The sequence below is a fragment of the Paenibacillus sp. RC84 genome (genome assembly GCF_041260495.1).
Lineage (GTDB): Bacteria > Bacillota > Bacilli > Paenibacillales > NBRC-103111 > Paenibacillus_F.
Map to the genome: position 1 here is coordinate 319,753 of NZ_JBGBYL010000001.1, position 24,493 is coordinate 344,245.

Annotated in this window: 21 protein-coding genes; 19 read left to right on the top strand and 2 right to left on the bottom strand. The window is 55.6% G+C overall.

From position 1 onward, the window contains the following. The first annotated feature begins 102 nt into the window (after positions 1-102). The 6 genes from nadD to leuS all read left to right on the top strand — a co-directional run bounded on the left by nadD (position 103) and on the right by leuS (position 6,272). Entirely contained in the window at positions 103-690 is a 588-nt protein-coding gene (gene nadD, locus ABH899_RS01450) for a nicotinate-nucleotide adenylyltransferase (RefSeq protein ID WP_369993359.1), read from the top strand. Further along, the gene (gene yqeK, locus ABH899_RS01455) at positions 680-1,246 is read left to right on the top strand and encodes a bis(5'-nucleosyl)-tetraphosphatase (symmetrical) YqeK (protein WP_009675395.1); all 567 of its coding nucleotides are present in this window, start codon (positions 680-682) and stop codon (positions 1,244-1,246) included. Before nadD ends, yqeK begins: the two co-directional genes overlap by 11 nt. A gap of 134 nt (positions 1,247-1,380) precedes the next feature. Continuing rightward, the gene (gene rsfS, locus ABH899_RS01460) at positions 1,381-1,728 is read left to right on the top strand and encodes a ribosome silencing factor (RefSeq protein ID WP_009675407.1); all 348 of its coding nucleotides are present in this window, start codon (positions 1,381-1,383) and stop codon (positions 1,726-1,728) included. Next, complete coding sequence (locus ABH899_RS01465) at positions 1,725-2,609, top strand: CvfB family protein (protein ID WP_009675373.1); 885 nt, start codon at positions 1,725-1,727, stop codon at positions 2,607-2,609. Before rsfS ends, ABH899_RS01465 begins: the two co-directional genes overlap by 4 nt. Before the next feature lies 1 nt (position 2,610). Beyond that, positions 2,611-3,399: a class I SAM-dependent DNA methyltransferase gene (locus ABH899_RS01470; RefSeq protein ID WP_369993363.1), complete on the top strand. Its 789-nt coding sequence runs from the start codon at positions 2,611-2,613 to the stop codon at positions 3,397-3,399. Positions 3,400-3,824: 425 nt separating this feature from the next. Continuing rightward, positions 3,825-6,272, top strand: a complete 2,448-nt coding sequence (gene leuS, locus ABH899_RS01475; RefSeq protein ID WP_369993366.1) for a leucine--tRNA ligase — start codon at positions 3,825-3,827, stop codon at positions 6,270-6,272. A 309-nt stretch (positions 6,273-6,581) separates the two neighbouring features. On the opposite strand, the gene comER is transcribed toward leuS, so the two are convergent. Continuing rightward, positions 6,582-7,412: a late competence protein ComER gene (gene comER / locus ABH899_RS01480; protein WP_369993368.1), complete on the bottom strand. Its 831-nt coding sequence runs from the start codon at positions 7,410-7,412 to the stop codon at positions 6,582-6,584. Between the two features lie 240 nt (positions 7,413-7,652). Between comER and ABH899_RS01485 the strand changes: the two genes are divergently transcribed. The 7 genes from ABH899_RS01485 (at position 7,653) to holA (ending at position 16,824) form a co-directional block, all read left to right on the top strand. Then, positions 7,653-8,318: a ComEA family DNA-binding protein gene (locus ABH899_RS01485; RefSeq protein WP_369993371.1), complete on the top strand. Its 666-nt coding sequence runs from the start codon at positions 7,653-7,655 to the stop codon at positions 8,316-8,318. A gap of 140 nt (positions 8,319-8,458) precedes the next feature. Further along, positions 8,459-9,751 carry a homocysteine synthase gene (locus ABH899_RS01490; RefSeq protein ID WP_009675429.1) on the top strand — a complete coding sequence of 431 codons (1,293 nt, stop codon included), beginning with the start codon at positions 8,459-8,461 and terminating at the stop codon, positions 9,749-9,751. Between the two features lie 8 nt (positions 9,752-9,759). Continuing rightward, positions 9,760-10,272 (top strand): deoxycytidylate deaminase, encoded by a 513-nt coding sequence (locus tag ABH899_RS01495; RefSeq protein ID WP_009675401.1) that lies wholly within the window; start codon positions 9,760-9,762, stop codon positions 10,270-10,272. A 326-nt stretch (positions 10,273-10,598) separates the two neighbouring features. After that, positions 10,599-13,430, top strand: coding sequence for a ComEC/Rec2 family competence protein (locus tag ABH899_RS01500; protein WP_369993376.1), 2,832 nt, complete (start codon positions 10,599-10,601; stop codon positions 13,428-13,430). 324 nt (positions 13,431-13,754) lie between these two features. Continuing rightward, positions 13,755-14,288 (top strand): RNA polymerase sigma factor, encoded by a 534-nt coding sequence (locus ABH899_RS01505; protein ID WP_254634720.1) that lies wholly within the window; start codon positions 13,755-13,757, stop codon positions 14,286-14,288. Continuing rightward, positions 14,285-15,481 carry an anti-sigma factor family protein gene (locus ABH899_RS01510; RefSeq protein WP_369993378.1) on the top strand — a complete coding sequence of 399 codons (1,197 nt, stop codon included), beginning with the start codon at positions 14,285-14,287 and terminating at the stop codon, positions 15,479-15,481. Before ABH899_RS01505 ends, ABH899_RS01510 begins: the two co-directional genes overlap by 4 nt. Before the next feature lie 323 nt (positions 15,482-15,804). Further along, complete coding sequence (gene holA / locus ABH899_RS01515; protein ID WP_369993380.1) at positions 15,805-16,824, top strand: DNA polymerase III subunit delta; 1,020 nt, start codon at positions 15,805-15,807, stop codon at positions 16,822-16,824. A 268-nt stretch (positions 16,825-17,092) separates the two neighbouring features. Here the strand turns inward: holA and rpsT are convergent, their stop codons facing one another. Next, positions 17,093-17,365, bottom strand: a complete 273-nt coding sequence (gene rpsT / locus ABH899_RS01520) for a 30S ribosomal protein S20 (protein WP_009675361.1) — start codon at positions 17,363-17,365, stop codon at positions 17,093-17,095. A gap of 203 nt (positions 17,366-17,568) precedes the next feature. On the opposite strand from rpsT, the gene gpr reads away from it, so the two are divergent. The 6 genes from gpr to ABH899_RS01550 all read left to right on the top strand — a co-directional run bounded on the left by gpr (position 17,569) and on the right by ABH899_RS01550 (position 24,434). Continuing rightward, positions 17,569-18,570 carry a GPR endopeptidase gene (gene gpr, locus ABH899_RS01525; RefSeq protein WP_009675370.1) on the top strand — a complete coding sequence of 334 codons (1,002 nt, stop codon included), beginning with the start codon at positions 17,569-17,571 and terminating at the stop codon, positions 18,568-18,570. A gap of 190 nt (positions 18,571-18,760) precedes the next feature. After that, positions 18,761-19,972 (top strand): stage II sporulation protein P, encoded by a 1,212-nt coding sequence (gene spoIIP, locus ABH899_RS01530; protein WP_369993384.1) that lies wholly within the window; start codon positions 18,761-18,763, stop codon positions 19,970-19,972. 87 nt (positions 19,973-20,059) lie between these two features. After that, complete coding sequence (locus ABH899_RS01535; RefSeq protein ID WP_369993386.1) at positions 20,060-20,569, top strand: hypothetical protein; 510 nt, start codon at positions 20,060-20,062, stop codon at positions 20,567-20,569. 91 nt (positions 20,570-20,660) lie between these two features. Beyond that, positions 20,661-22,478, top strand: a complete 1,818-nt coding sequence (lepA, locus tag ABH899_RS01540) for a translation elongation factor 4 (protein ID WP_009675366.1) — start codon at positions 20,661-20,663, stop codon at positions 22,476-22,478. Between the two features lie 130 nt (positions 22,479-22,608). Continuing rightward, on the top strand, positions 22,609-23,760 hold the full coding sequence (gene hemW, locus ABH899_RS01545) for a radical SAM family heme chaperone HemW (protein ID WP_369993389.1): 1,152 nt from the start codon (positions 22,609-22,611) through the stop codon (positions 23,758-23,760). 212 nt (positions 23,761-23,972) lie between these two features. Continuing rightward, positions 23,973-24,434, top strand: a complete 462-nt coding sequence (locus ABH899_RS01550) for an N-acetyltransferase (RefSeq protein ID WP_009675383.1) — start codon at positions 23,973-23,975, stop codon at positions 24,432-24,434. Positions 24,435-24,493 lie beyond the last annotated feature (59 nt).

Genomic DNA, 24,493 nt, shown 5'->3' on the forward strand with positions numbered 1-24,493 from the left:
TCAGCAAGATACCGGACACGGTCCGCCGGTTCTATACGGGCTTGCGTACAGTCTTTAGGAGCCTGTGGAAAATAACGGCGGACCGCCGGAGGAGGTGGCGACATGCGGATAGGAATCATGGGCGGGACCTTCGATCCTGTGCATACCGGCCATCTGGTTGCGGGAGAATGCGCCCGTACCGCCTGCGGGCTGGACGAGGTGTGGTTTATGCCCGCCAATGTGCCGCCGCATAAACCGGATGCCCCTAAAGCTTCGGCGCAGCAGCGCTGGGAGATGGTGTGCCGCGCCGTATCGGACAATCCCGCTTTCCGTCCGTTCGATCACGAACTCCGCAAAGGCGGGGTTTCGTACTCCGTCGATACGATCCGGGAGCTGAAAGACCGGTACCCGGAGCACGAATTTCACTACATTATCGGGGCCGACATGGTCGAGTATCTCCCCAAATGGCGTGAAATCGGAGAGATCATGAAGATGATCGGCTTCATCGGTCTTCAAAGGCCCGGCTTCGAGCTTCAACCGGATGCGCTTCCGGCGTTCATCCGGCAGGGCGTCCGTCTGGCTCCGATGCCGCTGCTGGACATTTCCTCCACGGATATCCGGACCCGGAGGCGGGAAGGCCGTACCGTCCGCTATCTCGTCACGGCTCCCGTACACGATTATATCGAAGGGATGGGCTTGTATGAATCGTGAAGAGATGATGAAGACTGTAAAAGAGGAAATGCCCGAAAAACGGTGGCGGCATACACTCGGTGTCATGGAAACAGCCGTAATCCTGGCCCGGCGGTTTGGCGCGGATGAGGAGAAGGCGGATCGGGCCGCGATTTTGCACGATGTGTGCAAATACTGGCCCGTAGAGAAGCAGGCCGGCGCGATTCGCGAAAGCGGATTTCAGACGGACGTCCTTTCCTTCGATAAAGAACTTTGGCATGCTCATGCCGGGGCTTGGATCGCTTCCGCCCGGTTCGGCGTGAAGGACGAGGATGTGCTGAATGCGATCCGCTATCATACATCGGGCAGGGAAAATATGTCCACTCTGGAGAAGGTCGTCTGTCTGGCCGATTATATGGAACCCGGAAGGGATTTCCCCGGCGTGGACAAGATCCGCGAGCTGGCGGAAACGAGTCTGGAACGGGCCCTGTTGGCCGGGTTCGACTCCACGCTTTCGTTCCTTCTGCAGAAGGGCAGACGCATTTACCCGCTCACCGTGCTGACGCGCAACCGTTTAATCCTCGAATTAGACGTGTAATACTGGGTGATAAGAGCATTTGACTAACGGAATTAATGAACCAAATGATAACGAACGGAATTTAATATAGGGTGTACATGCTGGTTAACGGGATCGATTTTGTGATACCGTCCAGCAAGAAGGAGGATGATGGGATGACAGTAAATCCGGAACAGTTGATGAATCTGGTTGTGGATGCGGCAGAAGACAAGAAAGCCATTAACGTGGTGGCTCTGGACCTTCAGGAAATTTCCCTGGTGGCCGATTATTTCGTGATTTGCAACGGTAATTCGGAGACGCAGGTGCAGGCTATCGCCACGGAAATCCGCAAAAAAGCGGATCAGCACGGTGTCACCGTCCGCGGTCTGGAAGGCTACGACACCGCACGCTGGGTGCTTGTGGATCTGGGTGACGTCGTTGTCCATGTGTTCCACCGGGACGACCGGGAATACTACAACATCGAGCGTCTCTGGTCCGACGCAAGGGTTGTGGAACGCGTATGAGTCTGGAAGCGGGAACTCTCGTAACGCTTGATGTAACGAGAGAAGTATCGCCGTACGGTTATTTCGTAACCGACGGGGAACGGGAGGTGCTGCTCCCGTATGCGGAAACGAATCGGAAACTGAAAGCCGGCCAGCAGGCCGAAGTTTTCATTTATTACGATTCGGAAGACCGCATGGCAGCCACGATGAACCGGCCGATGCTGCTTCTCGGAGAACTGGCGCTGCTTGAGGTCGTGGACCTGCATCCGCGTTTCGGAGCCTTTCTGGAAATGGGCATCGGCCGTAATCTTCTGCTGCCGTTCAAGGAAATGCCGGAGCTTCACGAACTTCGCCCTCAAGTGGGGGACAAAGTATTCGTGACAATGGATCATGACCGCCAGGGAAGACTGGTTGCGCGCCTTGCCGGTGAAGATATTCTCACGGAAAAATGTTTTCCGGCCCCGCAGGCATGGAGAAACCAGTGGCTGGACGCGCGCGTGTACAAACCGCTGCAAATGGGAACGTTCGTCGTCTGCGACGGCGGAGTCGTCGGCTTCGGCGTCATCGGACTGATCCCCTCGACGGAGCGCTCTCGCCTTCTCAGAGTCGGGGAGGAAGTCAGCGTCCGGGTTACGTACATCCGTGAAGACGGACGCGTGAATCTGTCGATGCGGCAGCCGAAGGAAAAAGGCCGGGACGAAGACGCCGAGCGGGTTCTGGCGGTTCTCCGCGAACGTCCGGGCGGCGCCATGCCTTACTCGGACCAGACCGAGGCGGATTTGATCAAATCCAAGTTCGGCATCAGCAAGTCCGCCTTCAAACGCGCGCTTGGCAAGCTGATGAAGGATGGCCTGGTGTACCAGGAGGAAAACTGGACGTATCTCAAGCAAGAGGAGAACTGACATGTCGTATCGTGATTTTGCTTATACGTACGACCGGCTGATGGAAGACATGCCGTACGAGGCATGGATTGCCTATGCCCGGCAGGCTTGGGAGTCTTACGGCATCCGTCCGGAAACCGTTGTCGATCTCGGCTGCGGTACGGGAAACATTGCCGTGCCCCTTGCGAAGCTCGGCTGCAAAGTCGTCGGAATCGACTTGTCCGACGATATGCTGGCCGTTGCCCGGCATAAAGCCGAAGAAGAGGCCGGGAGCGGAGCGAAACCGGACATCCTGTGGCTGCAGCAGGACATGCGCGACTGGGAGCTGCCGGAGCCGGCCGACACGGTGATCTCCTTCTGCGACTGCTTCAATTATCTCCTCGAGGAAGAGGAGATAATTGAAGCTCTGGAGCAGGCGTACCGGGGGCTGCGAGGCGGCGGCGTTCTGCTGTTCGATGTCCACAGCCCGGTCCAGTTCGAGGAGTACGCTTCCCTGCAGCCTTTCGTCTTCGACGAAGAGGATGTGGCGTACCTGTGGACCTGCAAGCTCGACGAGGAACGCACGGAAATCGAGCACGCGCTGACGATTTTCGTCCGTGAGGACGCTTCGTCCGCACGCGGCGGGGAGCCGCTTTTCCGGCGCATCGAAGAGACCCACAGACAGCGTGCGTACGATCCGCGCTGGCTGAAGGAGAGGCTGGAGGCGGCGGGCTTCGCGGACATCCGGATTTCCGCCGATTTTGACTGGGATGCGGAGTTTTCTCCGGATTCCCGCAGACTTTTTTATGCGGCCCGCAAACCTCTTGCCTAAAAACAGCGCTTTACTTGACAAAGAGCTTCAATATTGCCTATAATCATTACAAATTTGTGTAATCGCACCAGCTATGAAGAGGATCATCCCTTTGCACGCATGTTTCCAGAGAACCGGCGGTCGGTGGAAGCCGGTACATGATGAAGGCGAGCTCACCTCCGAGCCGGAAGGCGAACCGCAGTACGGCCGTTTCCTTGCAGCTGTGCCTGTCATCCGGCAGGAAGCCGGACGGAAGCGAAGATGTACTGCCCAGTAACCGGACCGTTTAGCCCGCGTTAAGGGACTTGAGTGAACAACCGGCAAAGCATGCCGCTTGTTAACTAGGGTGGTACCACGGGGAATATACAACCTCTCGTCCCTAGCCGTAAGAGCTAGAGACGGGAGGTTTTTTGGTTGCGATGATAACGTCAGGAGGACCTACACACATGGCACATGAAAAAGAACAGCAGGGTTACAACCCTCAGGTAATCGAGCCTAAATGGCAGAAATACTGGGACGACAACCAAACCTTCCGGACTTCGGACGAAGCGGGTAAACCGAAATTTTACGCGCTGGATATGTTTCCGTATCCGTCCGGCGCAGGACTTCACGTAGGCCACCCGGAAGGGTATACGGCTACCGATATCGTTTCCCGCTTTAAACGCATGCGCGGCTTCAATGTACTCCATCCGATGGGCTGGGATGCCTTCGGTCTGCCGGCCGAGCAGTACGCGCTCGACACGGGCAACGATCCGCGCGAGTTTACGAAGCAGAATATCGAGAATTTCCGCCGCCAGATCAAATCGCTGGGCTTCTCGTACGATTGGGAGCGCGAAATTTCCACGACGGATCCCGAGTACTACAAGTGGACCCAATGGATTTTTATCCAGCTGTACAAAAAGGGCCTCGCCTACGTGGACGAAGTTCCCGTGAACTGGTGTCCAGCGCTCGGAACCGTTCTGGCCAACGAAGAAGTGATCGACGGCAAGAGCGAACGCGGAAACCACCCCGTTATCCGGAAACCGATGCGCCAGTGGGTGCTGCGGATTACCGAGTACGCCGAGCGCCTCTTGGAAGATCTGGAGGAGCTGGACTGGTCCGAAAGTATCAAGGATATGCAGCGCAACTGGATCGGCAAATCCAAAGGGGCGGAAGTCACTTTCGCTATCGACGGGCATGAAGGTGACAGCCTGACGGTCTTTACGACCCGTCCGGATACGCTTTTCGGAGCGACCTACTGCGTGCTGGCTCCGGAGCATGAGCTGGTTGCCAAGATTACGGCGTCCGGGCAGGATGCCGATGTGAAAGCGTACCAGGAGAAAGCCGCACGCAAAAGCGACCTGGAGCGTACGGATCTGGCCAAAGAAAAGTCCGGCGTATTTACCGGCGCTTATGCCGTTAATCCCGTGAACGGCGCCAAGCTGCCGATCTGGATCGCGGACTACGTGCTGGCCGGTTACGGAACAGGCGCCATCATGGCTGTACCTGGACACGACGAACGTGACTGGGAATTCGCCAAGCAATACGACCTGCCGATCATCGAAGTCGTACAGGGCGGCAATGTGCAGGAGGCCGCTTATGACGGAGAAGGACCGCACGTGAATTCCGGCTTTATCGACGGAATGGGCAAGGAAGAGGCTATTGCGTCCATGATCGCCTGGCTGGAGGAGAACGGCAAGGGCAAGGGCAAAGTAACGTACCGCCTGCGCGACTGGCTGTTCAGCCGTCAGCGCTACTGGGGCGAACCGATTCCGATTCTCCATCTTGAAGACGGAACGATGAAAACCGTGCCCGAAGACCAGCTTCCGCTTCTGCTTCCGCAGGTCGAGCACATCAAGCCGTCCGGAACCGGCGAATCTCCGCTTGCCAACGTGGAAGACTGGGTAAACACGGTCGATCCCGAAACGGGCATGAAAGCCCGCCGCGAGACGAATACGATGCCGCAATGGGCGGGAAGCTGCTGGTATTATCTGCGCTTTATCGATCCGCGCAACGACGATGCGATCTGCTCCCCCGAGAAGCAGAAGGAATGGCTGCCGGTCGATCTTTATATCGGCGGAGCGGAGCACGCGGTTCTTCATCTGCTCTACGCGCGCTTCTGGCATAAAGTACTTTACGATCTCGGCGTGGTCCAAACGAAGGAGCCGTTCCACAAACTCGTCAACCAAGGGATGATTCTCGGCGAGAACATGGAGAAAATGTCCAAATCCCGCGGCAACGTGGTGAATCCCGACGATATCGTCAATGAATTCGGTGCCGATACCCTGCGTATGTACGAGATGTTCATGGGGCCGCTTGAAGCGACGAAGCCTTGGAACACCAACGGCGTGGAAGGCTCCTACCGCTTCCTAAACCGCGTATGGCGTCTGTTCGTGGACGAGAACGGGGCATTGAGCGGCAAAATTTCCGAGGACGAGAATGCCGGCGGAGTCGCGTTCAAACGCACATGGCACCGAACGGTGAAGAAAATAACGGAAGATTTCGAAGCGCTCCGTTTCAATACCGCTATCAGCCAGCTGATGATTTTTGTCAATGAGGCTTATAAGACAGAAGCTTTGCCGAAAACAGCCGTGAAGCATTTTGTTCAAATGCTTTCTCCGCTTGCTCCGCATATTGCCGAAGAACTGTGGCAAAAGCTCGGCGGAACCGGCTCCATCACGTACGAAGCGTGGCCGGTTTACGAGGAGGCTTGGACGGTGGACGACGAGGTGGAGATTGTCGTTCAAGTGAACGGCAAAATCGCCGATCGCGTCAAAGTCGCCAAAGATCTCGACGAAGCGGGCATGCAGGAGCTCGCGCTTGGCCTGGATAAAGTAAAAGAGCTGAGCGCCGGCAAAACCGTCCGCAAAATCATTGCCGTGAAAGGCAAGCTCGTCAATATTGTAGTCGGATAAACAGCCCGATATTTAGGGGTACCCGGCAGGCCCGCTCCCCGTGAGGGAAGCTGGAACTGCCGGCGGCCCTCCGGACAGCCCGAAACGGCGGAGCCGCCTTTCTTTTTCAGAAAAGCGGTCTTCGCCGTCGGACGGCCCCGGGAAACCAAGTAGAGTTCAAGTTCACTTCGCATTTGTTCGCTTCAACAATTCCGCATCAGTCATTTAACCCCGATCCGCCAGGCTCCCTTTACCTACAAGCTTTTAGGTCTGATTGCCCGATAACCCTACTGTTTCATCCCTCTCTATTTTACCGCTTTTTTCCACTTCCTATTGTTTTTTTGTCGTAAATACCACTTCCACTTTCTCCAGATCCTCTTCGTATTTTGCATGCGTGATCCCGATTAACCGGTTAAACATCCCGTCCAGATCTTGCTCCATCAACCGCAATCCCTCTGCCGTAATGCCTCCCGGAACGCGTACCCTTTTTTGAAGAGAAACCGGATCGAAACCGCCCGTCGTCAGAAGTTTGCCCGTGCCCAGCGTCATTTCGGAAGCGAGAATCGTTGCTTCTTCGGGAGATATCCCTGTCTCCGCCACTGCGGCTTCGATATATTTTTGGAGAAAAAAGGCCAGGAAGGCCGGCGCACAGCTCGATAAATCGGAGCTGATCCGGGTATATGCCTCGGAGACTCTGACAGGTGTGGAAATGTGAGTCAGAAGATTTTCAATCCATTCCTTATCCTCAGGATACATGCGCTCCCCGTGTATACAGAGAGTAGATCCGCTGAGAACGTAATTGGTGATGCTCGGTATAATCTTCGTCACCTTGCAGGGAAGCTGATCTTCCAGATGCTTAAGCAGAACCGGGCTCGTAATGGATACGACGATTTGAGCCGGCTCCAGGACCGGCCTGATTTCGTCAATGACTCGCTTATAATCAAGGGGCTTCACGCATAAAAAAACGACATCACGGCCCGCTGCGGCTTCCGCATTGCTGGAGGCGGCGGTTAGTCCGGCGTAGGTTTCCGCCAACCGTTGTACTTTGCCGGGAGTGCGGTTTGCGGCGCAGATTTGCTCAGGATTGAGCGCTCCCGAATGGATGAGCGCTTCGATCAGAATACTTCCCATGCTGCCCGTACCGATAAATCCCGCTTTCATCGACAACCCTCCTCATGAAATAGTCGGACAGGTCTCCTTCCGGCAGTAGGACCGGTGCCGTATACCGGAACGGATTCATTACACCCGACTCATTACAGAAGCGGGCGCCGACAAAGTTTACATCCTTATGCAGGGACAAAAAACGCAGGAACGTTTTCTTAACGGTATGAACATTCTCACACAATTATGCCGGTTTCCTGTGTGTAAAACGGTTTATTCAAAAAATCAAAGGAGTGTTTCATGTTGAACTGGAATTTTCAGAGTTGGAAAAGCCGGGGCGTTCTGGCGGGCTCCGCTGCCGTATTCGCGGCAGGATTGGGAATCTGGCTGCTTGTCAGCCCGCGAGGCACCGTACCGCAAGGATTTACGGCGTTGAACGCCTCCATGGCGCAAACGATAGAAGGAACCAAGCCGGTATCGCCTTCGGAGAAGCCTTCGTCACCGTCACCGTCATCGTCAGCAAAAGCGGAGGCGAAGGCGAAGGAAGAAGCCGGCGCCGGTAGTAAGCAAGCGGGGGCGGAGGATTCCGCGGCAGGCGCTACCGGAGGCGGCCCGGAGCAGGCCCCGGCTTCAGCCCGGAAAGGGGTGGCTGCCGATGACAATCCTCCGCAGTCGGATCGGCAGCGGAATGTCGCCGGAGGGAATGAAGCGGTCCCCGGGAAGAAGGAGTCCGGCGGGGCCGCAGCAGACAAGAAAATCCCGCCGGGTCCCAAAGTCGATATTAATACAGCCAACCTGCAGCAATTGATGGAACTGCCCGGAATCGGCGAAAGCAAAGGGAAAGCGATCCTTGCATACCGGGAACAGCACGGGAAGTTTAAAAGGGCCGAGCAGCTGCTGGATATCAAGGGAATCGGGGAAAAAATGCTTGCGAAGATGAAGCCTTACCTGCAAATTAATCCTTGAGGGGATTTTGGAAGGCTATATGAAGAAAAGAAGAGCATGCGTAAATGTCGGAATTGAGAAAATCTACTAAACTTTCTTTCATTTTACGAGGAAATATGAGAAAATAGGCCCAATCAACGCGATAAAGGAGGAAAGAACAAATGTCTGAACAACGTCCTTATTCTTTGGAAACCTTGGCCGTACACGCCGGCCAGCAAATCGATCCAACCACGCTTTCCCGCGCGGTGCCTATTTATCAGACGACCTCTTACGGGTTCCGCGACGCGGACCATGCCGCAGATCTGTTCGCTCTGAAGGAATTCGGCAACATTTATACCCGCATCATGAACCCGACGAGCGATGTTTTCGAACAGCGGATAGCCGCGCTTGAAGGGGGAGCGGGAGCTCTGGCGACCGCATCCGGTCAGGCAGCCATTACATACTCGATCCTCAACATAGCCGGTGCCGGTGACGAGATCGTGTCCGCATCCAGCTTGTACGGGGGAACCTACAATTTGTTCTCGACCACGCTGGCGAAGCTTGGCATCCAGGTGAAATTCGTCGATCCTTCGGATCCGGAAAATTTCCGCAAAGCGATTACGGACAAAACCAAAGCCTTATACGCCGAAACGGTAGGCAATCCGCGCGGAGATCTGCTCGATGTGGAAGCCGTTGCGGCCATTGCGCATGAGAACGGCATACCGTTGATCGTCGATAATACGTTCCCGACGCCTTACCTGCTTCGCCCCATTGAGCACGGTGCCGACATCGTCGTGCATTCCGCGACGAAGTTTATCGGCGGACACGGCACTTCCATCGGCGGTGTAATCGTGGACGGAGGCAAATTCGACTGGAAGGCCAGCAACAAGTTCCCCGGGCTTACGGAACCGGACCCGAGCTACCACGGCGTCGTTTACGCCGATGCCGTAGGGCCGATCGCCTATATCATCAAGGCGCGCGTCCAGCTTCTCCGCGATATGGGGGCATCCATTTCGCCGTTTAACTCCTTCCTGCTTCTGCAAGGCCTGGAGACGCTTCACCTCCGCATGGAGCGTCACAGCTCGAATGCGCTTGCGGTGGCGCGTTTTCTCGAAGCCCATGAAGCGGTCGATTGGGTCAGCTACGCCGGTCTGGAAAGCCACAGCTCGTACAAACTGGCGCAAAAATATTTGCCAAAAGGCCAGGGAGCGATCCTGACCTTCGGTATTAAAGGCGGGCTGGAAGCCGGCCGCAAAGTGATCGAACAGGTTAAGCTGTTCTCTCATCTTGCCAACGTGGGCGATTCCAAATCCCTGATCATTCATCCGGCAAGCACGACTCATCAGCAGCTTAGCGAGGAAGAACAGCTGAGCGCGGGGGTAACGCCCGGGATGATCCGCCTGTCGATCGGTACGGAAGCGATCGACGATATCTTGCATGACCTGGAGCAGGCTATCCTGGCCAGTCAGCAGTAGGTGCGGCCATGACGGGGCGCAAAGACTGGGACACTTATTTCATGGATATCGCCTATATGGCTTCCACGCGCTCGCAGTGCAGCCGCCGGCATGTCGGGGCTGTGCTCGTGCAGGGCAAGAAGCTTCTCGGCACGGCATACAATGGGGCGCCGATGGGAGTTCCGGACTGCTCCGAGGAAGGATGCATGCTTGTCGAGGAGTACGAGCTGCACGTCGCGGACGGTAAGGAAGAAATGATACGCAAGCAGCGCTGCATCCGTACGATTCATGCGGAGCAGAACCTGCTTCTGTTCACCGACCGCGAAGACCGCGAGGGTTCCAGCGTCTACGTAACGGATCAGCCGTGCTGGACCTGCTCGAATATGCTGGCCAACAGCGGGGTGCGGGAGATCGTGTTTCACCGGCCTTATCCGAAGGACAGCGACAAGGTGAATGCCTTGATGGCTGCGAGGGGAATTGCCTTCCGCCAAATACAGGGATACGAGCCGCCCGAGGGAACGGACCACCGGATTGTCAACTGAATGAGTTCGGCGAACGACTTTTTGTCTGCGGGATACGAACCCCGGCAAGCTGTTTCACTGAACGGAACACAAATAGCGTGAGGAAGAACCTCCGCCGCTCCAGTAGAGCAGCGGGGGTTCTTTTTGTTGTCCGGCGGAACAAAAGGATACGGGGCGCGGCCGGCACATGAGGGATGCGTTTACCCGGTGACGGAAGGAAGCGTCGGCGATTACGCGGTTTCCCTGTCTAAGCAGGAGCGGAGCGAAATGGACTGAAAGAACTTGCGTGTTCTAGTTCCGAAACGAAACGAATGAGCTTATCACACATACGGGGAGAGAGATGAGAAATGCGTTTAAACCGTAATGACATAGTAGGTTTGACGGTTTTGTGGGTTATCGGCTACGCGGCGGCCATATACGCGTCCAAACCGTGGATGACCGCCTGGAGCGGCGCAGCTTTCGCCGCCGCGGCCGCGGGTGTCATGGCGCTTCGTCTGCCGAAGCGCCGATGGATCGCTGCGGTGCTTGTCGCCGCCGCAGCCTGCTGCTATTACGCCGATACGGACCGGCGTAACAGCACCGCTCTGCCCGCCGCAGCCGCGGCTGCCTCCCACGGCAGCCAGGTGAGCGTGGCGGGCACGCTGGCCTCTCCTGTCGCCGTCGACGGCGACAGAGCCTCCTTCGAGCTGCGCGTCTCGCAGCTCGGGGATAGCGGCGGCAGCGGAACGGCCGCTGCCGCAGGGGCTCCGCCGGAGGAGCGGGTGCAGGTGTCCCTGCGCCTGCTGAGTCCGGCGGAGCAGACCGCCGCCGCAGCCTGGCGGCGGGGAGACCGGCTCGCCATGCGGGGCGAGCTGCAGGAGCCCGCTGCCGCGCGGAACTTCGGCGGATTCGACTACCGCCGCTATTTGCGCCAGCAGGGCAAACACTGGCTGCTGGTCGTCAAAGGCGCCCAGCAGGTGCAGCACGGTCCGCCGGCGTCTATAGCCGCCGCTCTCACGAGCCCGCGGCTGGCAGCCGAGCGTCTCCTGCGGACGACGGATGCCCTCCGCGGCTATCTGGGCAGCCGCATCGACGGGATTTTCACGCCCGGGCAGGCGGGCTTTATGAAAAGCATGCTCATCGGATTAACCGATGATATGGACCCCGACCGGTACGCCCAATTTTCGAATCTCGGGCTGACTCATATTCTCGCGATTTCGGGGCTGAATGTGGCTGTTTTTCTGGGCGTTCTGATCTGGGTACTGAAAAGGCTCGGGCTGCCCAAAGAAACGTATCTGCTCGTTGCCGTCTTTCTGCTGCCCCTTTATATCCTTCTGACGGGAGCTTCTCCATCCATTGTGCGGGCGGGCCTGATGACGATGATCGGCCTTCTCGCCGTCCGTAAAAACCGGATTAAAGATATTTTGCAAATCGCCTGCCTCGTCGGGTTGGGGCTTTTGATCTGGAACCCCTATTATTTGCTGGACGTCAGCTTCCAGCTTTCTTTTCTGGTGACGCTCGGATTGATCGTCGGCGTTCCCCGCGTTACCGCCCTTTTGCCCCTCAAGAACGACGTACTCCGCAATACCGCTGCCATTACCCTTGTGTCTCAGCTCGTTTCATTTCCCGTCTCCATCTATTATTTCAATCAATTTTCGCTGCTTTCCTGGCTGGCTAACGCGGCCCTCGTGCCGGTTTTCAGCCTGCTCATTTTCCCGGCGGGCTTGATTGCGACATGTCTCGGACTGGTGTATGTTCCGCTCGGCCGTTTGGGCGCTTGGGTAACCGAAAGCGGGACCGGATTTGTTTTCCGCATCGTCGAGTGGCTGGATCAGTGGGAGGGATTTCGGACGATCTGGCCGTCCCCTCCGGTTTTTTGGATCGCGGTTTACTATCTCCTGCTTGCCGGCATTTGCGGGGGTCTCGAACGTCTGGTACGGAGCCGCCGCGTTCAAAATGAGGACGGCACTCCGCAGCTTGATGTGCCTGCTCCCGGGCGGAGTATGTTTTCCCGGTACAGAACGTCTTCAGCAGCCGTAATCGCGCTGGGTTTCGGCTGGTTCGGGCTTCTTTATTACGGTTACACGCCCGATCGCTGGAGCTCGGAGGCCTACGTGGATATGATCGACGTCGGACAGGGAGACAGCATCCTCATACGGACACCGGAGCGTAAATATATACTGGTAGACGGAGGAGGGACCGTATCTTTCCGCAAGCCCGGAGAGGAATGGAAGCTGCGCGCCGACCCTTACGAGGTAGGAAGGAAAACGCTGGTTCCCCTTCTGAAAAAAAGAGGTGTCCACAAACTCGATGCCGTTATCCTGACCCATGAAGATGCCGACCATAGCGGGGGTCTCCAGGCTGTCCTGGAGGACATTCCGGTGGAGACGTTCATTTTCAACGGCACCTACAAGTCCGGTCCCCAAGTAGAGAAGCTGTTCCGTACCGTTATAGATAAAAAAATACCGCTTATTTCCGCCGCTTACGGGAAAACACTCCGGATGGACAACCGGACACGGCTCGATTTTCTCGCCCCGCTGCCGGAGAACGGGCAGCTTCCGGCGGGGACGGATCCGTCTCCGAACTCGCCCGGACACGGGGAGAATGCATTTCCCGCTCAGCGAACGGCAGGAAAAACCGGAGCCGAGCCTGCACCGTCGGCCGCACAGGATATTTACGGCTCCACCGATAACCCCATTGTTCTGGAAAACGAGCAGAACGGCGTTTCCGTCGTTTTTCTGCTGGAAATGGAAGGGACGAGGTGGCTTTTTACCGGGGATATGGATATGAAAGCGGAGCGCCGTGTCATGGAACTTCTGCAATCGCGGAACTCCGCAACTGAAACGCACGGGATGAAACTTCCGCAGTCTGACAGCGGCGCGAAAGAACCGGACGGCACGGAAAACGGTACCCCGGCGACTCCCGGAATCGATGTTCTTAAAGTGGCCCACCACGGCAGCAAAACGTCAACCGGAAGCGACTGGCTCGGCTACTGGAAACCGCGGACCGCGCTTATTTCGGCAGGGGTCAAAAATATGTACAGACATCCTTCACCGGACGTTGTGGCAAGACTGGAAAGAAATGATATCCGGGTCCTCCGGACGGATTTACTGGGGGAGATCCAACTGCTGGTAAGAAGCGGGAAGATTTACGTCCGTTCGGTATTGCCCGGCAAGCCTGCAGTTTTGGGGGATAGTTGATCGAATTGGAATTTTTTTTGCGGACGGCTGGCAATTTTAAGGTTGTTTTCAGCCGAAAGAAACATTTTAGCAACAATCTTGTGCTATTGTTAAGGGACGGAGTTTTTTAATGCGGAAGATTCAATCGGGAGTTGGGAATTGTTCGCTTATTACGCGTACTTTCCCCATTTTGTTAATAATCTCCGGCTTAAGTGTACCTTCGGAAAATTTTTTGATATTCTTATAGAATGAAAGTCCTAAATTTGATGATAAGTTGCAACATTCGTGAACATAAATGCGTCTGTATAGTTGCAAGAGAGGGGGATTCTTGTGGTAGCGCCCGAAATGGTAAAAGCGGCACAATCGGGTGACCGGGAAGCGCTAGTTACCTTATTAAGACAAATTGAAACCCATGTCTACCGCACGGCTTATTACCTGCTGGGTAATGAGCAGGATGCCCTCGATGCCTCGCAAGAAGCGCTTATTCGTATTTATACGAAAATCCAGTCTTATGAAGAGAAAGCTCTTTTTAAAACGTGGGTTCAGCGTATTGTGACCAATATCTGCATCGACAAATTCCGCAAGACGAAGCCGACCGTATCGATTGAAGAACACGAACTTACGTTCACCACCCCCAAGGACGTTGAGGACGAAGTGATGATCGGTTACTTGGCGCAGGATATTCAAGAAGCTATCGAGAAACTGCCCGAGCACCACCGATCGGTCGTTGTTTTGCGGTATTTGCAGGATTTCTCCTATCACGAGATTGCGGACTGCCTGGGGCTTCCGCTGAACACGGTTAAATCCTATCTTTTTCGGGCGAGACAGCAGCTGCAAGGGTTACTCCATGAATATCAGAAAGGAGGTGTTCGGGGATGAATTGCAAAGAGGTGAAAGAGCTGATGCAGAGAGATCTCGACGGAGATTTGAACGATCTGGAGCGGCAGCGTCTCAATCAGCATGTCCAGCAATGTTCGGAATGCGGCACCATGCTGCAGAGGCTGCGCATGCTGTCCAAGGAATTGGAAAACCTTCCGAAAATCATGCCGCCATTCAGTATCGTCGATTCGATTCTTCCGCAGCTTGAGCGGCTGGATGAAGAAAAGTCCAACCAGCGCGAAGAAGCCGCAGGTCTGTCTCGCGCAGTCGGCCGTTCCCCGCGTTCCCCGGAACAGCTTCCTTGGACTCGCCGCATAGCCGCGCATGTCTCCTGGAAAACAGTCAGCGGCGTTGTGGCCGCCGGCTTTGTACTCGGATTTTTCGCGTTCAACATGGACCGTCCGGCTCAATCGGGTCCGGCGGGCATGTTTTCGGCCTTGACCGGAGCAAAGACGGAAAACGCGGATACGACGGCAAAATCGGTGCAGCCGACCGCCGTTCCGGACGTGAGCGGATCGGGTAAGCAAAGCGGCGGTACGCCGACGGAGCCGCCTGCGTCCCAAACGCCCGGAGATTCCAAAAGCGCCGGCAAGCCGCAGACGGATTCAAACGGCGAAGGGAATCAGACGGACCGCACCGCATCGACCGGAGATACAGACAAGGGAAGCGGTGCAGGGCAGCAGAAATCGGATGCGGATTCTCCGAAAGAGGAAGGATCCCGCAAGGAACAACCGGGAACGACTTCTACTCCGCAGCCGGATAAACAGCCGAATGCTTCTGCGAACGAAGGCAAGGTCGCGGGCGGTACCGACAATCCGCCTGCGGACCACGGAGTATCCCCAAGCCCCGGCGATACGTCCGGCGGTACTTCGGGATCGGGAGACGGACAGACGGGCGGGAAGATCGCCACGACCGATCCGGACAAGAAAGATGCCCACACATTCACCGCCGCAGGCACCGGAGGAACGTCTCCCGACGGCAAGCTGAGCGCGAAGATCGAAGAGCGTAAGCTTACGATTGTCAAAACGGACGGAACTTCCGTTTACGTTTCCGCCAAGCAGTGGAAAGAAACCGATACGCTGCGGCTTGTCGGCTGGAACGGCAACGACGAGTTCGTCTACGAAGTAAGCAGCGGCAGCACGAAGCAGGAGTATGTCGTCTCCTTGAAAACAAAGCAGGAGCGTGCCAAATAAGGCATGCTTCTTTTTGTGTCTGACACGCACCTTTGGCGGGTTAGCGCGTATGCTGTATTAACAATCGGTCAAAGAGAAGTTATCGCAAAGCTGAGGAGAACGACAGGAGAAAACGCGGGTTTACTGTCACTCGGTCAAGAGTTTCTAGAGCTCTTCTCCGGTGTTTAAATAGATGCTGCCCGTACGGGTAACATGCGGTGGCAGCGTATTCTCTTTCTGCTCGGGCAAAGGGATTACGGCAAGACGGTGGGATTCCGTTTTGACGTAATCCCTTTGTCATTGGTAAGATGAGAGCAGGGATTTATGCAGAGGGGAACGAACGAATGGATTACAAACAAGCGATGAAAAGCATAGATGAACAAAAATTCGCTCCGGTCTACGTCACCTATGGAAGCGAGTCTTATCTGATCGAGCAGTTTATCCGGAAACTTACCGACAGCATGATCGAACCGGAACATCTCGATTTTGCGGTAAGCAAATACGATTTGAATGAGGTTCCCGTCCAGAACGTCATTGCCGACGCCGAGACGCTGCCTTTTATGGTGCCCCGCAAATTGATCATAGCCGGGAATGCCCAGTTTCTCACAGGCAGCAGGGACAGCGGTAAGGTCGACCACCAACTGGACCGTTTAACGGAGTATTTAGGGGCTCCCGTCGATTTTACCGTCCTTGTCTTTACGGTTTCCGTGGACAAGCTCGACGAGAGGAAAAAGCTGGTGAAGCAGCTCAAAGAGAAGAAAGCACTCGTGCCCTGCCTTCCGCTGACGGCCGAAGAACTGCAAGCCTGGGTACGCCGGCAGGCGAAACGGGAATCCTTCGAGCTTGGGGACGGAGTCGTCGACCAGCTCGTGCTGTACACGGGCGGGCATCTTCAGTCGCTGGCCGCGGAGATCGAGAAGATTTCTCTCAACGTCGGGCGGGGAGGGACAGCGACCCCCGAACTGATCGATTCTCTTGTGGTTCGCAGCACGGAGCAGAATGTATTCATTCTGATCGAGCAGGTGGTCCAGCTGCGGCTGGACCGGGCGTTCGCGCTCCTGGAGGAGCTCCTCAAGCAGAAAGAGGAGCCGATCAAGATCGTGATGCTGATGGCCCGCCAATTCCGGATCATGCTCCAGGTGAAAGAGCTCTCCAAGCAGAGCTATTCGCACCAGCAAATTGCGGGACAGCTTGGCCTGCACCCGTACGCCGTGAAGGTAGCGGAGGGACAAGCCCGGGCTTACGATATCGAAAAGCTGAGCCGGATCGTGTCGCAGCTGGCCGATCTCGATTTTAAAATGAAGAGCGGCGGCATCGACAAGGTACTCGGCCTTGAACTCTTTCTTCTCGGCCTGGCGGCTTAAGCCGAGCGGGGAAGAAGAGATAAAGACTGACCGGCCGGCTGGCCGGTTGGTTCAAAACCCAAGAGCCGATGCCCGGGGTCCGGCCGCTTAGGCCGATCTTTTTGTACCGCCGAATCACCAATGGGACGCCGCCCGGATACTTGCGTACAGCAGACCCGCAAACTATATGCGCGTACTTTTGCGGACGGCCAGACTCGCCATATGTACAAAAAAAAGACCGGAGCCAGGGGCTCCGGTCTTTTTATCACCTATGTGTAGGTCCTGCTTATTAGCCTTGTGCGGAAAGAGCGTTAAGCTTCTTCGCTAAACGGGACTTCTTGCGGCTAGCTGCATTTTTATGGATTAATCCTTTAGAAGCTGCTTTGTCCAATTTTTTGGTAGCGTTGATCAGAGCTTCTTTAGCGGAATCTACGTTATTGCTGGCAACCGTTGTTTCGAAAGCTTTAACAGCTGTACGAAGAGCGGACTTCTCGGAAGCGTTGCGCAGGCGACGTTTTTCACTTACTTTCACTCTTTTGATCGCGGATTTGATGTTTGGCATTGACATTCACCTCCTACTTCAGGTACACAATCGAACGTTTTCCATGATTGTTGACAACTCTAGGTATTTTAACACGCTGACTTTTAAAAATCAATAGCTGACGGGGAGCTTTCCGCACCCGCTCTCTGAGAACGTTCATCGGTATAAATTAGGGTCCGTGTCCGCAAACTAGGGTCATACAGAATGGACAGGAGGAGATCTTAATGGCGGATCTTAGCGCGTATACGGTCCGGACCGATCTTGCGCTCGAGGCGAGAGAACTGGCGTCCGAAGCAAGGAAAAGCCCCGAAATACCGGGAGTGGTCTCGGATATATGGGAAGACGGCGGCATGCGCATTACCCAGATTCAGGTTTTAAACGATGAAGGCGCACAGGCCATCGGCAAGATGCCGGGTCAGTATATGACGATCGAAGTGCCTGATTTGAGAAAAAAAGATACGCAGCTCCAAGACCGTGTAGCTACAAAGTTCGCCCAGGTGTTTGAGCAGTATTTGCAGAAAGCGGGAATCGGCAAAGATTCCAAGGTGCTCATCGTCGGGCTGGGCAACTGGAACGTGACTCCCGATGCGCTCGGTCCGCTCGTGGTTGAAAACATCCTCGTCACTCGGCACTATTTCGAGTTGATGCCGGGCCAGGTGAGCCCCGGCTACCGTCCCGTCAGCGCGGTTGCTCCGGGCGTACTGGGCACGACCGGCATTGAGAGCAGCGAAATCGTCGAAGGTATTGTCGAGAAGTCGAGACCGGATCTCGTGATCGCGGTGGACGCTCTTGCTTCGCGCGCGCTGGAGAGGGTGAATACGACGATACAGATCGCGGACACCGGGATCAATCCCGGTTCCGGTATCGGCAACAAACGCCGCGGCCTGACCCTCGAGACACTTGGCGTGCCGGTCATCGCAATCGGTGTGCCGACGGTCGTGTACGCATCCACGATTGTAAATTCGTGCATCGACATGATGCAGCACCATTTCCGCACCCAGACGTCAAACACGCATGAGATTCTCGGCATGCTGGACGATCTGCCGGAACAAGAGCGGCTGTCGCTTGTCCGGGAGGTGCTGAATCCGCTCGGGCACGATCTTCTCGTCACCCCGAAGGAAATTGACGAATTTATCGAAGATATCGCGAATATCATCGCTTCCGGGCTGAATGCGGCTCTGCACGAGGCGGTAGATTCGGCGAACGTGGCCGCCTATACGCATTAAGCAGCGCGGCTCCGGGCCGGTTCCTCAGGGAACCGGTTTTTTTTGCACGCGGGGCGTCGGATTTTTTTCGGAGAGAGAGTTCTAGTGAAAGAGCGAAGTTCATAGATTGGGAGTAGATAGATTCGCCGCCGCGAGGCGCGAGACGCCTAAATCCGGACATGTTCAAGCCCATTCGCTAGGAGGAATCCCCATGAAAAGGAATGCCGTCACCTTCAATCTCAGCAAAATCCGCCAAACGTTCCAGAGCGCCGGAGTCATCGGAAAGACCACGATATCGCTCAGCTTGTTTACCCTCTGCCTGTTTATCCTGCTCGGAGTCGGGAGCGTGCTGCAATCGAGGCTGTCCACATCTCCCGTTTCATCCATGAAGGGGCTGGCGGCTTCGGTCTCCAATCAGTTTTTTCTCGACATGCTCGGATTGGAAGTCCCTCATTTGAGGAACGACACCCGTAAATTCACTTTTTCCCAGCAAAATATGATGAGCTTTGCCGTCCGGTTCCTGACCGATGTAAACCCCGGGGATCCGAAAAGTCTGATTGCCCAGGAGGTTCCCGGTCTGAAAGCGGACAAGAGCACCGTGCTGCGCTCGGGCAAAGACGGCGATGCAAGCGGTCCGGTCGAATACACACCCGCGGAAGGAGCGGTGAACGGGACAACCGGCGGCACGGCCCCGGAAGCATCCTCCGCCCCGTCTCCCGCGCCAAGCCAGGCGCCCGCAGATCAGAAGCCCAAAGGACCGGGGCGGAACATCGCCTTTATTTATCAGTCTCACAGCAACGAATCGTTCCTCCCCGAGCTCAAAGGCGTCACCGATCCGGATAAAGCCTACGATGCCAAAACGAACGTGACGATGGTCGGCAAGAAACTGGCGGAAGCGTTGGAAAAAGAAGGGGTAGGGGCCGTTCATTCCGATGCCATATACCCGAATATGATTAAAGATTTCAAATATGCCTACTCTTATAAATATTCTCTCCAGACGCTGGAAGCCGCCGCGAACGCACATCCGGACCTGAAGTTTTTCTTTGATATCCACCGCGATTCCCAGGAACGCAAACGCACGACGGTTACGCTGAACGGCAAAGACTACGCGCAGGTGTATTTTATTCTGGGAGGAGACAACCCCAAGTGGAAAGAAAACGAAGCTTTCGCGGGGAAAATCCACGATTTGTTGGAAGCGAAGGCGCCCGGCGTTTCCAAAGGTATTCACGCAAAGACAGGCCACGAGGTAAACGGCGTCTACAATCAGAACTTCTCGCCGAACAGCGTGCTGATTGAAGTGGGCGGCCCTTACAACTCTCTGGAGGAGTGCTACCGGACGGTGGAGCTGCTGGCAAAAGCGGTGTCGGAAGTGATTCTGGATGCGGAAAAAGTAACGGCTCCCGCGCAAGGCAAAAAGTCGTAAGCCGCGTGCCGGTTAAGGCTGGGAGCGGAACGGTCAAGGGGATGTTCCAATCAAGCAAAATTCAAATCACGAACCGGAGGGATTATCGTGCCGCGCTGGTACTGGAAGCTGTTCGTATACGGAATTATTCTTTGCTTCTGCACGATGTTCGGGGTGGACCTGGCCTCGCGCGGCATGAACCGCATCGAGGGCCCGGGAGGCGGCTCCGGGGGAGCGGCGCAAACAAGCGGGAGCAGTCCCGCCGCGCCCGGCTCCCTGCCGGAGGAAACGTCCATCCGGACCGGAGGCGGCCGGAGCGGCGGGCAGCAGCCTGGCGTTCCAAGCCAGGCGCCGGGACCGGGGGCTGCCGCAAGCCCGGCGGCAGGCCCGGATGCGGCGGCCGGTAACGCCGGTTCCGCCCGGACGGCGGAAAGCGCGAACCGGCCTGCGGAGACGCCGGCCCCGCCGAAACCGACGCCCCGTCCGCTCGGGACGGGAGATCCGCTTGAGGCCGGATCGATGAACCACCTGGGCAACAAGCTGGGAGATTTGCTGCAAATCACCGCTCAAAGCGGGATGGACGGCGTAGTTTCGATGTTCGAATGGGTCGTCAAATAAGGCAAAACGCCCCATAACGGTTTAGCATTGCCGCGGCCCCGCCGGACTGATATAATAAAAGGTACTGTATGTAACTGTGTGGGGGTTAGGCATGACTGACATTCGGCAAAGACAAAAGCAAATTCGAAACTTTTCGATTATCGCACATATTGATCACGGTAAATCTACGCTCGCGGACCGCATCCTTGAGTTCACAGGGGCTCTGTCGTCCCGTGAAATGCAGGAACAGGTTCTCGACCAGATGGACCTTGAGCGGGAACGCGGTATCACGATCAAGCTTCAGGCGGTACGCCTGAACTACAAGGCCGACGACGGTCAGGAATATATCCTGAACCTGATCGACACTCCGGGACACGTCGACTTCACGTATGAAGTTTCGCGGAGTATGGCCGCCTGCGAAGGCGCGCTGCTCGTTGTGGACGCGGCTCAGGGGATTGAAGCCCAGACGCTGGCCAACGTATATCTGGCCCTGGACAACAATCTGGAGATTCTCCCGGTCATCAACAAGATCGACCTGCCGAGTGCCGATCCGGAACGCGTCAAGCAGGAAGTCGAAGACGTGATCGGACTGGATGCGAGCGAAGCGGTTCTGGCTTCCGCCAAAGCCGGTATCGGCATCAAGGAAATTTTGGAGCAGGTGTGCCAGAAGGTACCCGCCCCGCAGGGCGATCCGGACGAGCCGCTGAAAGCGCTCATCTTCGATTCCCACTACGACCCGTACAAAGGCGTTATCGTGTACGTGCGTGTCGTGGACGGCGCTATCAAGGCCGGCACGAAAATCAAGTTCATGGCGACGGGCAAAGTCTTCGACGTGATCGAAGTCGGCGCATTTAAGCCGCGCATGTCCATCGTGGACGAGCTGAACGTCGGCGATGTCGGCTTTGTCGTAGCCGGGATCAAGAACGTCGGCGACACGCGCGTCGGGGATACGGTCACGAACGCCGTCAAACCGGCGGCGGAACCGCTGCCCGGCTACCGCAAAATCAATCCGATGGTATTCTGCGGGCTGTACCCGATCGAAACATCGGATTACAACGATCTGCGCGAAGCGCTCGAGAAGCTGGAGCTTAACGACGCGTCGCTCACTTACGAGCCGGAGACGTCCTCCGCGCTCGGCTTCGGTTTCCGCTGCGGATTCCTGGGCCTTCTCCATATGGAGATCATCCAGGAACGCATCGAGCGCGAATTCAACATTCCGCTTATTACGACGGCGCCAAGCGTTATTTACCGCATCACGATGACGAACGGCGAGATTATGGAGATCGACAATCCGTCGAATTATCCGGATCCCCAGCGGATCGAATACGTTGAGGAGCCTTACGTGAAGGCGTCGGTCATCGTGCCGAACGACTTTGTCGGAGCGATCATGGAACTGTGCCAGGGCAAACGCGGCGAGTTCATCAACATGGAGTACCTGGACACGAACCGGGTGACGCTGTCTTACGACATTCCGCTTGCGGAAATCGTGTATGACTTCTTCGATCTTCTGAAATCCCGGACGAAGGGTTACGCCTCGTTCGACTATGAAATTTCCGGGTACAAGAAATCCAACCTGGTCAAAATGGATATTATGCTGAACGGCGAGCAGGTGGATGCCTTGTCTTTCATCGTTCACCGGGACGGCGCCTACAACCGGGGCCGCATTATTTGCGAAAAGCTCAAAGAGCTTATCCCGCGGCAAATGTTCGAAGTGCCGATTCAGGCCGCAATCGGACAGAAAATCATTTCGCGCGAAACCGTAAAGGCGATGCGGAAGAACGTTCTGGCCAAATGTTACGGCGGCGACATCTCGCGGAAACGGAAACTGCTGGAGAAGCAGAAGGAAGGCAAGAAGCGGATGAAACAGGTCGGCAGCGTGGAAGTGCCGCAGGAAGCGTTCATGGCGGTACTTCGTATCGACGACAACTAATTTGAGTGTATGACCGAGAAATAGGAGCCGCGTGCTCCTATTTTTATTGCCTTCGATCTTTTCCGCTTTTCATAGTACAATGAAGGAACGGCCGTGAGGCCCGACCCTTTCTGGAAAGGAACTACCCGCAATGAACACACGTTATACCGCCCCCGAGGCGGTTTATATCCATATCCCTTTCTGCACGAACAAATGCTTTTACTGCGATTTCAATTCTTATGTCCTTAAAGGCCAGCCCGTCATGGACTATCTGGATGCCCTTGAACGTGAGATGGAGCGTACGGTGCAGGCGCAGCCGCCCGGAAAGATCGCGACGATTTTCGTGGGAGGAGGCACGCCGACGGTTCTGCTGCCGGATCAGATGGCACATTTTCTGAAGCTGGTGAGAACGTATTTCCCGGATCAGCATGAGAATCTGGAATTTTCCATGGAGGCGAACCCCGGGACGACGGACCTCGAAAAGCTGACAGCGATGAAAGAAGGCGGCGTCAACCGCATTTCGTTCGGCGTGCAGTCGTTCGACAACGGCCTGCTGGAGACGATCGGCCGCATTCATAACACGGACGACGTTTACCGGAGCCTGGAAAATGCGGCGAAAGCGGGCTTCGACAACATGTCGATCGACTTGATGTTCGGGCTGCCTAACCAGACGCCGGAAATGATGGAGAAGACGCTGAACGCGGCACTGGCCCTTGATCTCAAGCATTATTCGATCTACAGCTTGAAGGTGGAAGAGAACACCTTGTTCCACACGATGTACCACAAAAACCAGCTTCCGCTCCCGAGCGAGGACGACGAGCTGGACATGTACCTGCTCATTATGCGCCGGTTGAAAGAAGCGGGCTACGGGCAGTATGAAATCAGCAATTTCGCACGCCCCGGTTACGAAAGCCGGCACAACACGACGTACTGGCGCAATCAGCCTTATTACGGCCTTGGCGCGGGGGCCCACGGCTACGCCGAAGGACAACGTCATGTGAATGTCAAAGGCGTCCAACCTTACATTGACCGGACGAAAGAAGGCCTCCCGCATCTGGAAAGATTCCCTGTGACGGAGCAGGAGGCGATGGAGGACTTCATGATGGTCGGCCTGCGTCTCTTGGAAGGAATCAGCGGAGAAGATTTTACCGCTCAATTCGGTATTCCGGTGGAGGAGAAATTCGGCGGGATCCTGGACAGTCTGATCAAACGCGGACTTCTGGAGCGTGCCGGCAACAAGATCCGTTTGTCGGAACAAGGAATTTTGTTCGGCAACGACGTGTTTGCTTCGTTCCTCGAATAACCGCAGGCAAGGGCGTGGCCCAGGCCGGAGAACGCTCGTCATTTAGGCTTTAAAATCCATTCAAAATTATACAAAAAGCCACTTGTGCGATTATGCATGCTGATGTATATTTATTCAATATACTATTTCCGCATAGCAATTGTACAAGTGGTTTTTTTTGATTTGTTCCTATTTTTTCATATATTTTCAGCAGGCGAATGGTGGGATGCGAGATGACAGTGGCTTGCCGCAGAGCAACGGAAGACGATATAGAAGAACTCGTACATATTATACAAGGATATGCACGTCAGGGGATTATGCTCCCCCGAGACCGCGAGATGGTTCGGCAGCATTTGGATACTTTTGTAGTCGCGGAAGACGAAGGCGCGCTGATCGGCTGCGGGTCGCTGACGAGGCTCGGTGAGAATCTGGTGGAGATTCGCTCGCTGGGCGTTTCCGAGGATTATAAGGGTCAGGGCGTCGGTACCAAACTGGTGGATTCCTTGCTGGAGGAGGCGCAGCGCCTGACCGTTACGAAAGTAATGGCCCTCACTTACGAAGTGAAATTTTTTCAGAAAAACGGCTTCAGAATCGTGCCGAAACATATCTTTCCGGAAAAAGTGTGGACTGATTGCATCCACTGTAAAAAACAGTACTGCTGCGACGAGATTGCGGTACTCCGGGAGTTGGATTGAACTTGACAACAGGCCGAAAGGTCTGTTATTTTTGTATTAGGAATTAGCACTCGTTAAGG

Bases quoted from the DNA above. Each gene is read 5' to 3' on its own strand.
- nadD (WP_369993359.1), top strand. From the start codon at position 103: ATGCGGATAGGAATCATGGGCGGGACCTTCGATCCTGTGCATACCGGC.
- yqeK (WP_009675395.1), top strand. From the start codon at position 680: ATGAATCGTGAAGAGATGATGAAGACTGTAAAAGAGGAAATGCCCGAA.
- rsfS (WP_009675407.1), top strand. From the start codon at position 1,381: ATGACAGTAAATCCGGAACAGTTGATGAATCTGGTTGTGGATGCGGCA.
- ABH899_RS01465 (WP_009675373.1), top strand. From the start codon at position 1,725: ATGAGTCTGGAAGCGGGAACTCTCGTAACGCTTGATGTAACGAGAGAA.
- ABH899_RS01470 (WP_369993363.1), top strand. From the start codon at position 2,611: ATGTCGTATCGTGATTTTGCTTATACGTACGACCGGCTGATGGAAGAC.
- leuS (WP_369993366.1), top strand. From the start codon at position 3,825: ATGGCACATGAAAAAGAACAGCAGGGTTACAACCCTCAGGTAATCGAG.
- comER (WP_369993368.1), bottom strand. From the start codon at position 7,412: ATGAAAGCGGGATTTATCGGTACGGGCAGCATGGGAAGTATTCTGATC.
- ABH899_RS01485 (WP_369993371.1), top strand. From the start codon at position 7,653: ATGTTGAACTGGAATTTTCAGAGTTGGAAAAGCCGGGGCGTTCTGGCG.
- ABH899_RS01490 (WP_009675429.1), top strand. From the start codon at position 8,459: ATGTCTGAACAACGTCCTTATTCTTTGGAAACCTTGGCCGTACACGCC.
- ABH899_RS01495 (WP_009675401.1), top strand. From the start codon at position 9,760: ATGACGGGGCGCAAAGACTGGGACACTTATTTCATGGATATCGCCTAT.
- ABH899_RS01500 (WP_369993376.1), top strand. From the start codon at position 10,599: ATGCGTTTAAACCGTAATGACATAGTAGGTTTGACGGTTTTGTGGGTT.
- ABH899_RS01505 (WP_254634720.1), top strand. From the start codon at position 13,755: ATGGTAAAAGCGGCACAATCGGGTGACCGGGAAGCGCTAGTTACCTTA.
- ABH899_RS01510 (WP_369993378.1), top strand. From the start codon at position 14,285: ATGAATTGCAAAGAGGTGAAAGAGCTGATGCAGAGAGATCTCGACGGA.
- holA (WP_369993380.1), top strand. From the start codon at position 15,805: ATGGATTACAAACAAGCGATGAAAAGCATAGATGAACAAAAATTCGCT.
- rpsT (WP_009675361.1), bottom strand. From the start codon at position 17,365: ATGCCAAACATCAAATCCGCGATCAAAAGAGTGAAAGTAAGTGAAAAA.
- gpr (WP_009675370.1), top strand. From the start codon at position 17,569: ATGGCGGATCTTAGCGCGTATACGGTCCGGACCGATCTTGCGCTCGAG.
- spoIIP (WP_369993384.1), top strand. From the start codon at position 18,761: ATGAAAAGGAATGCCGTCACCTTCAATCTCAGCAAAATCCGCCAAACG.
- lepA (WP_009675366.1), top strand. From the start codon at position 20,661: ATGACTGACATTCGGCAAAGACAAAAGCAAATTCGAAACTTTTCGATT.
- hemW (WP_369993389.1), top strand. From the start codon at position 22,609: ATGAACACACGTTATACCGCCCCCGAGGCGGTTTATATCCATATCCCT.
- ABH899_RS01550 (WP_009675383.1), top strand. From the start codon at position 23,973: ATGACAGTGGCTTGCCGCAGAGCAACGGAAGACGATATAGAAGAACTC.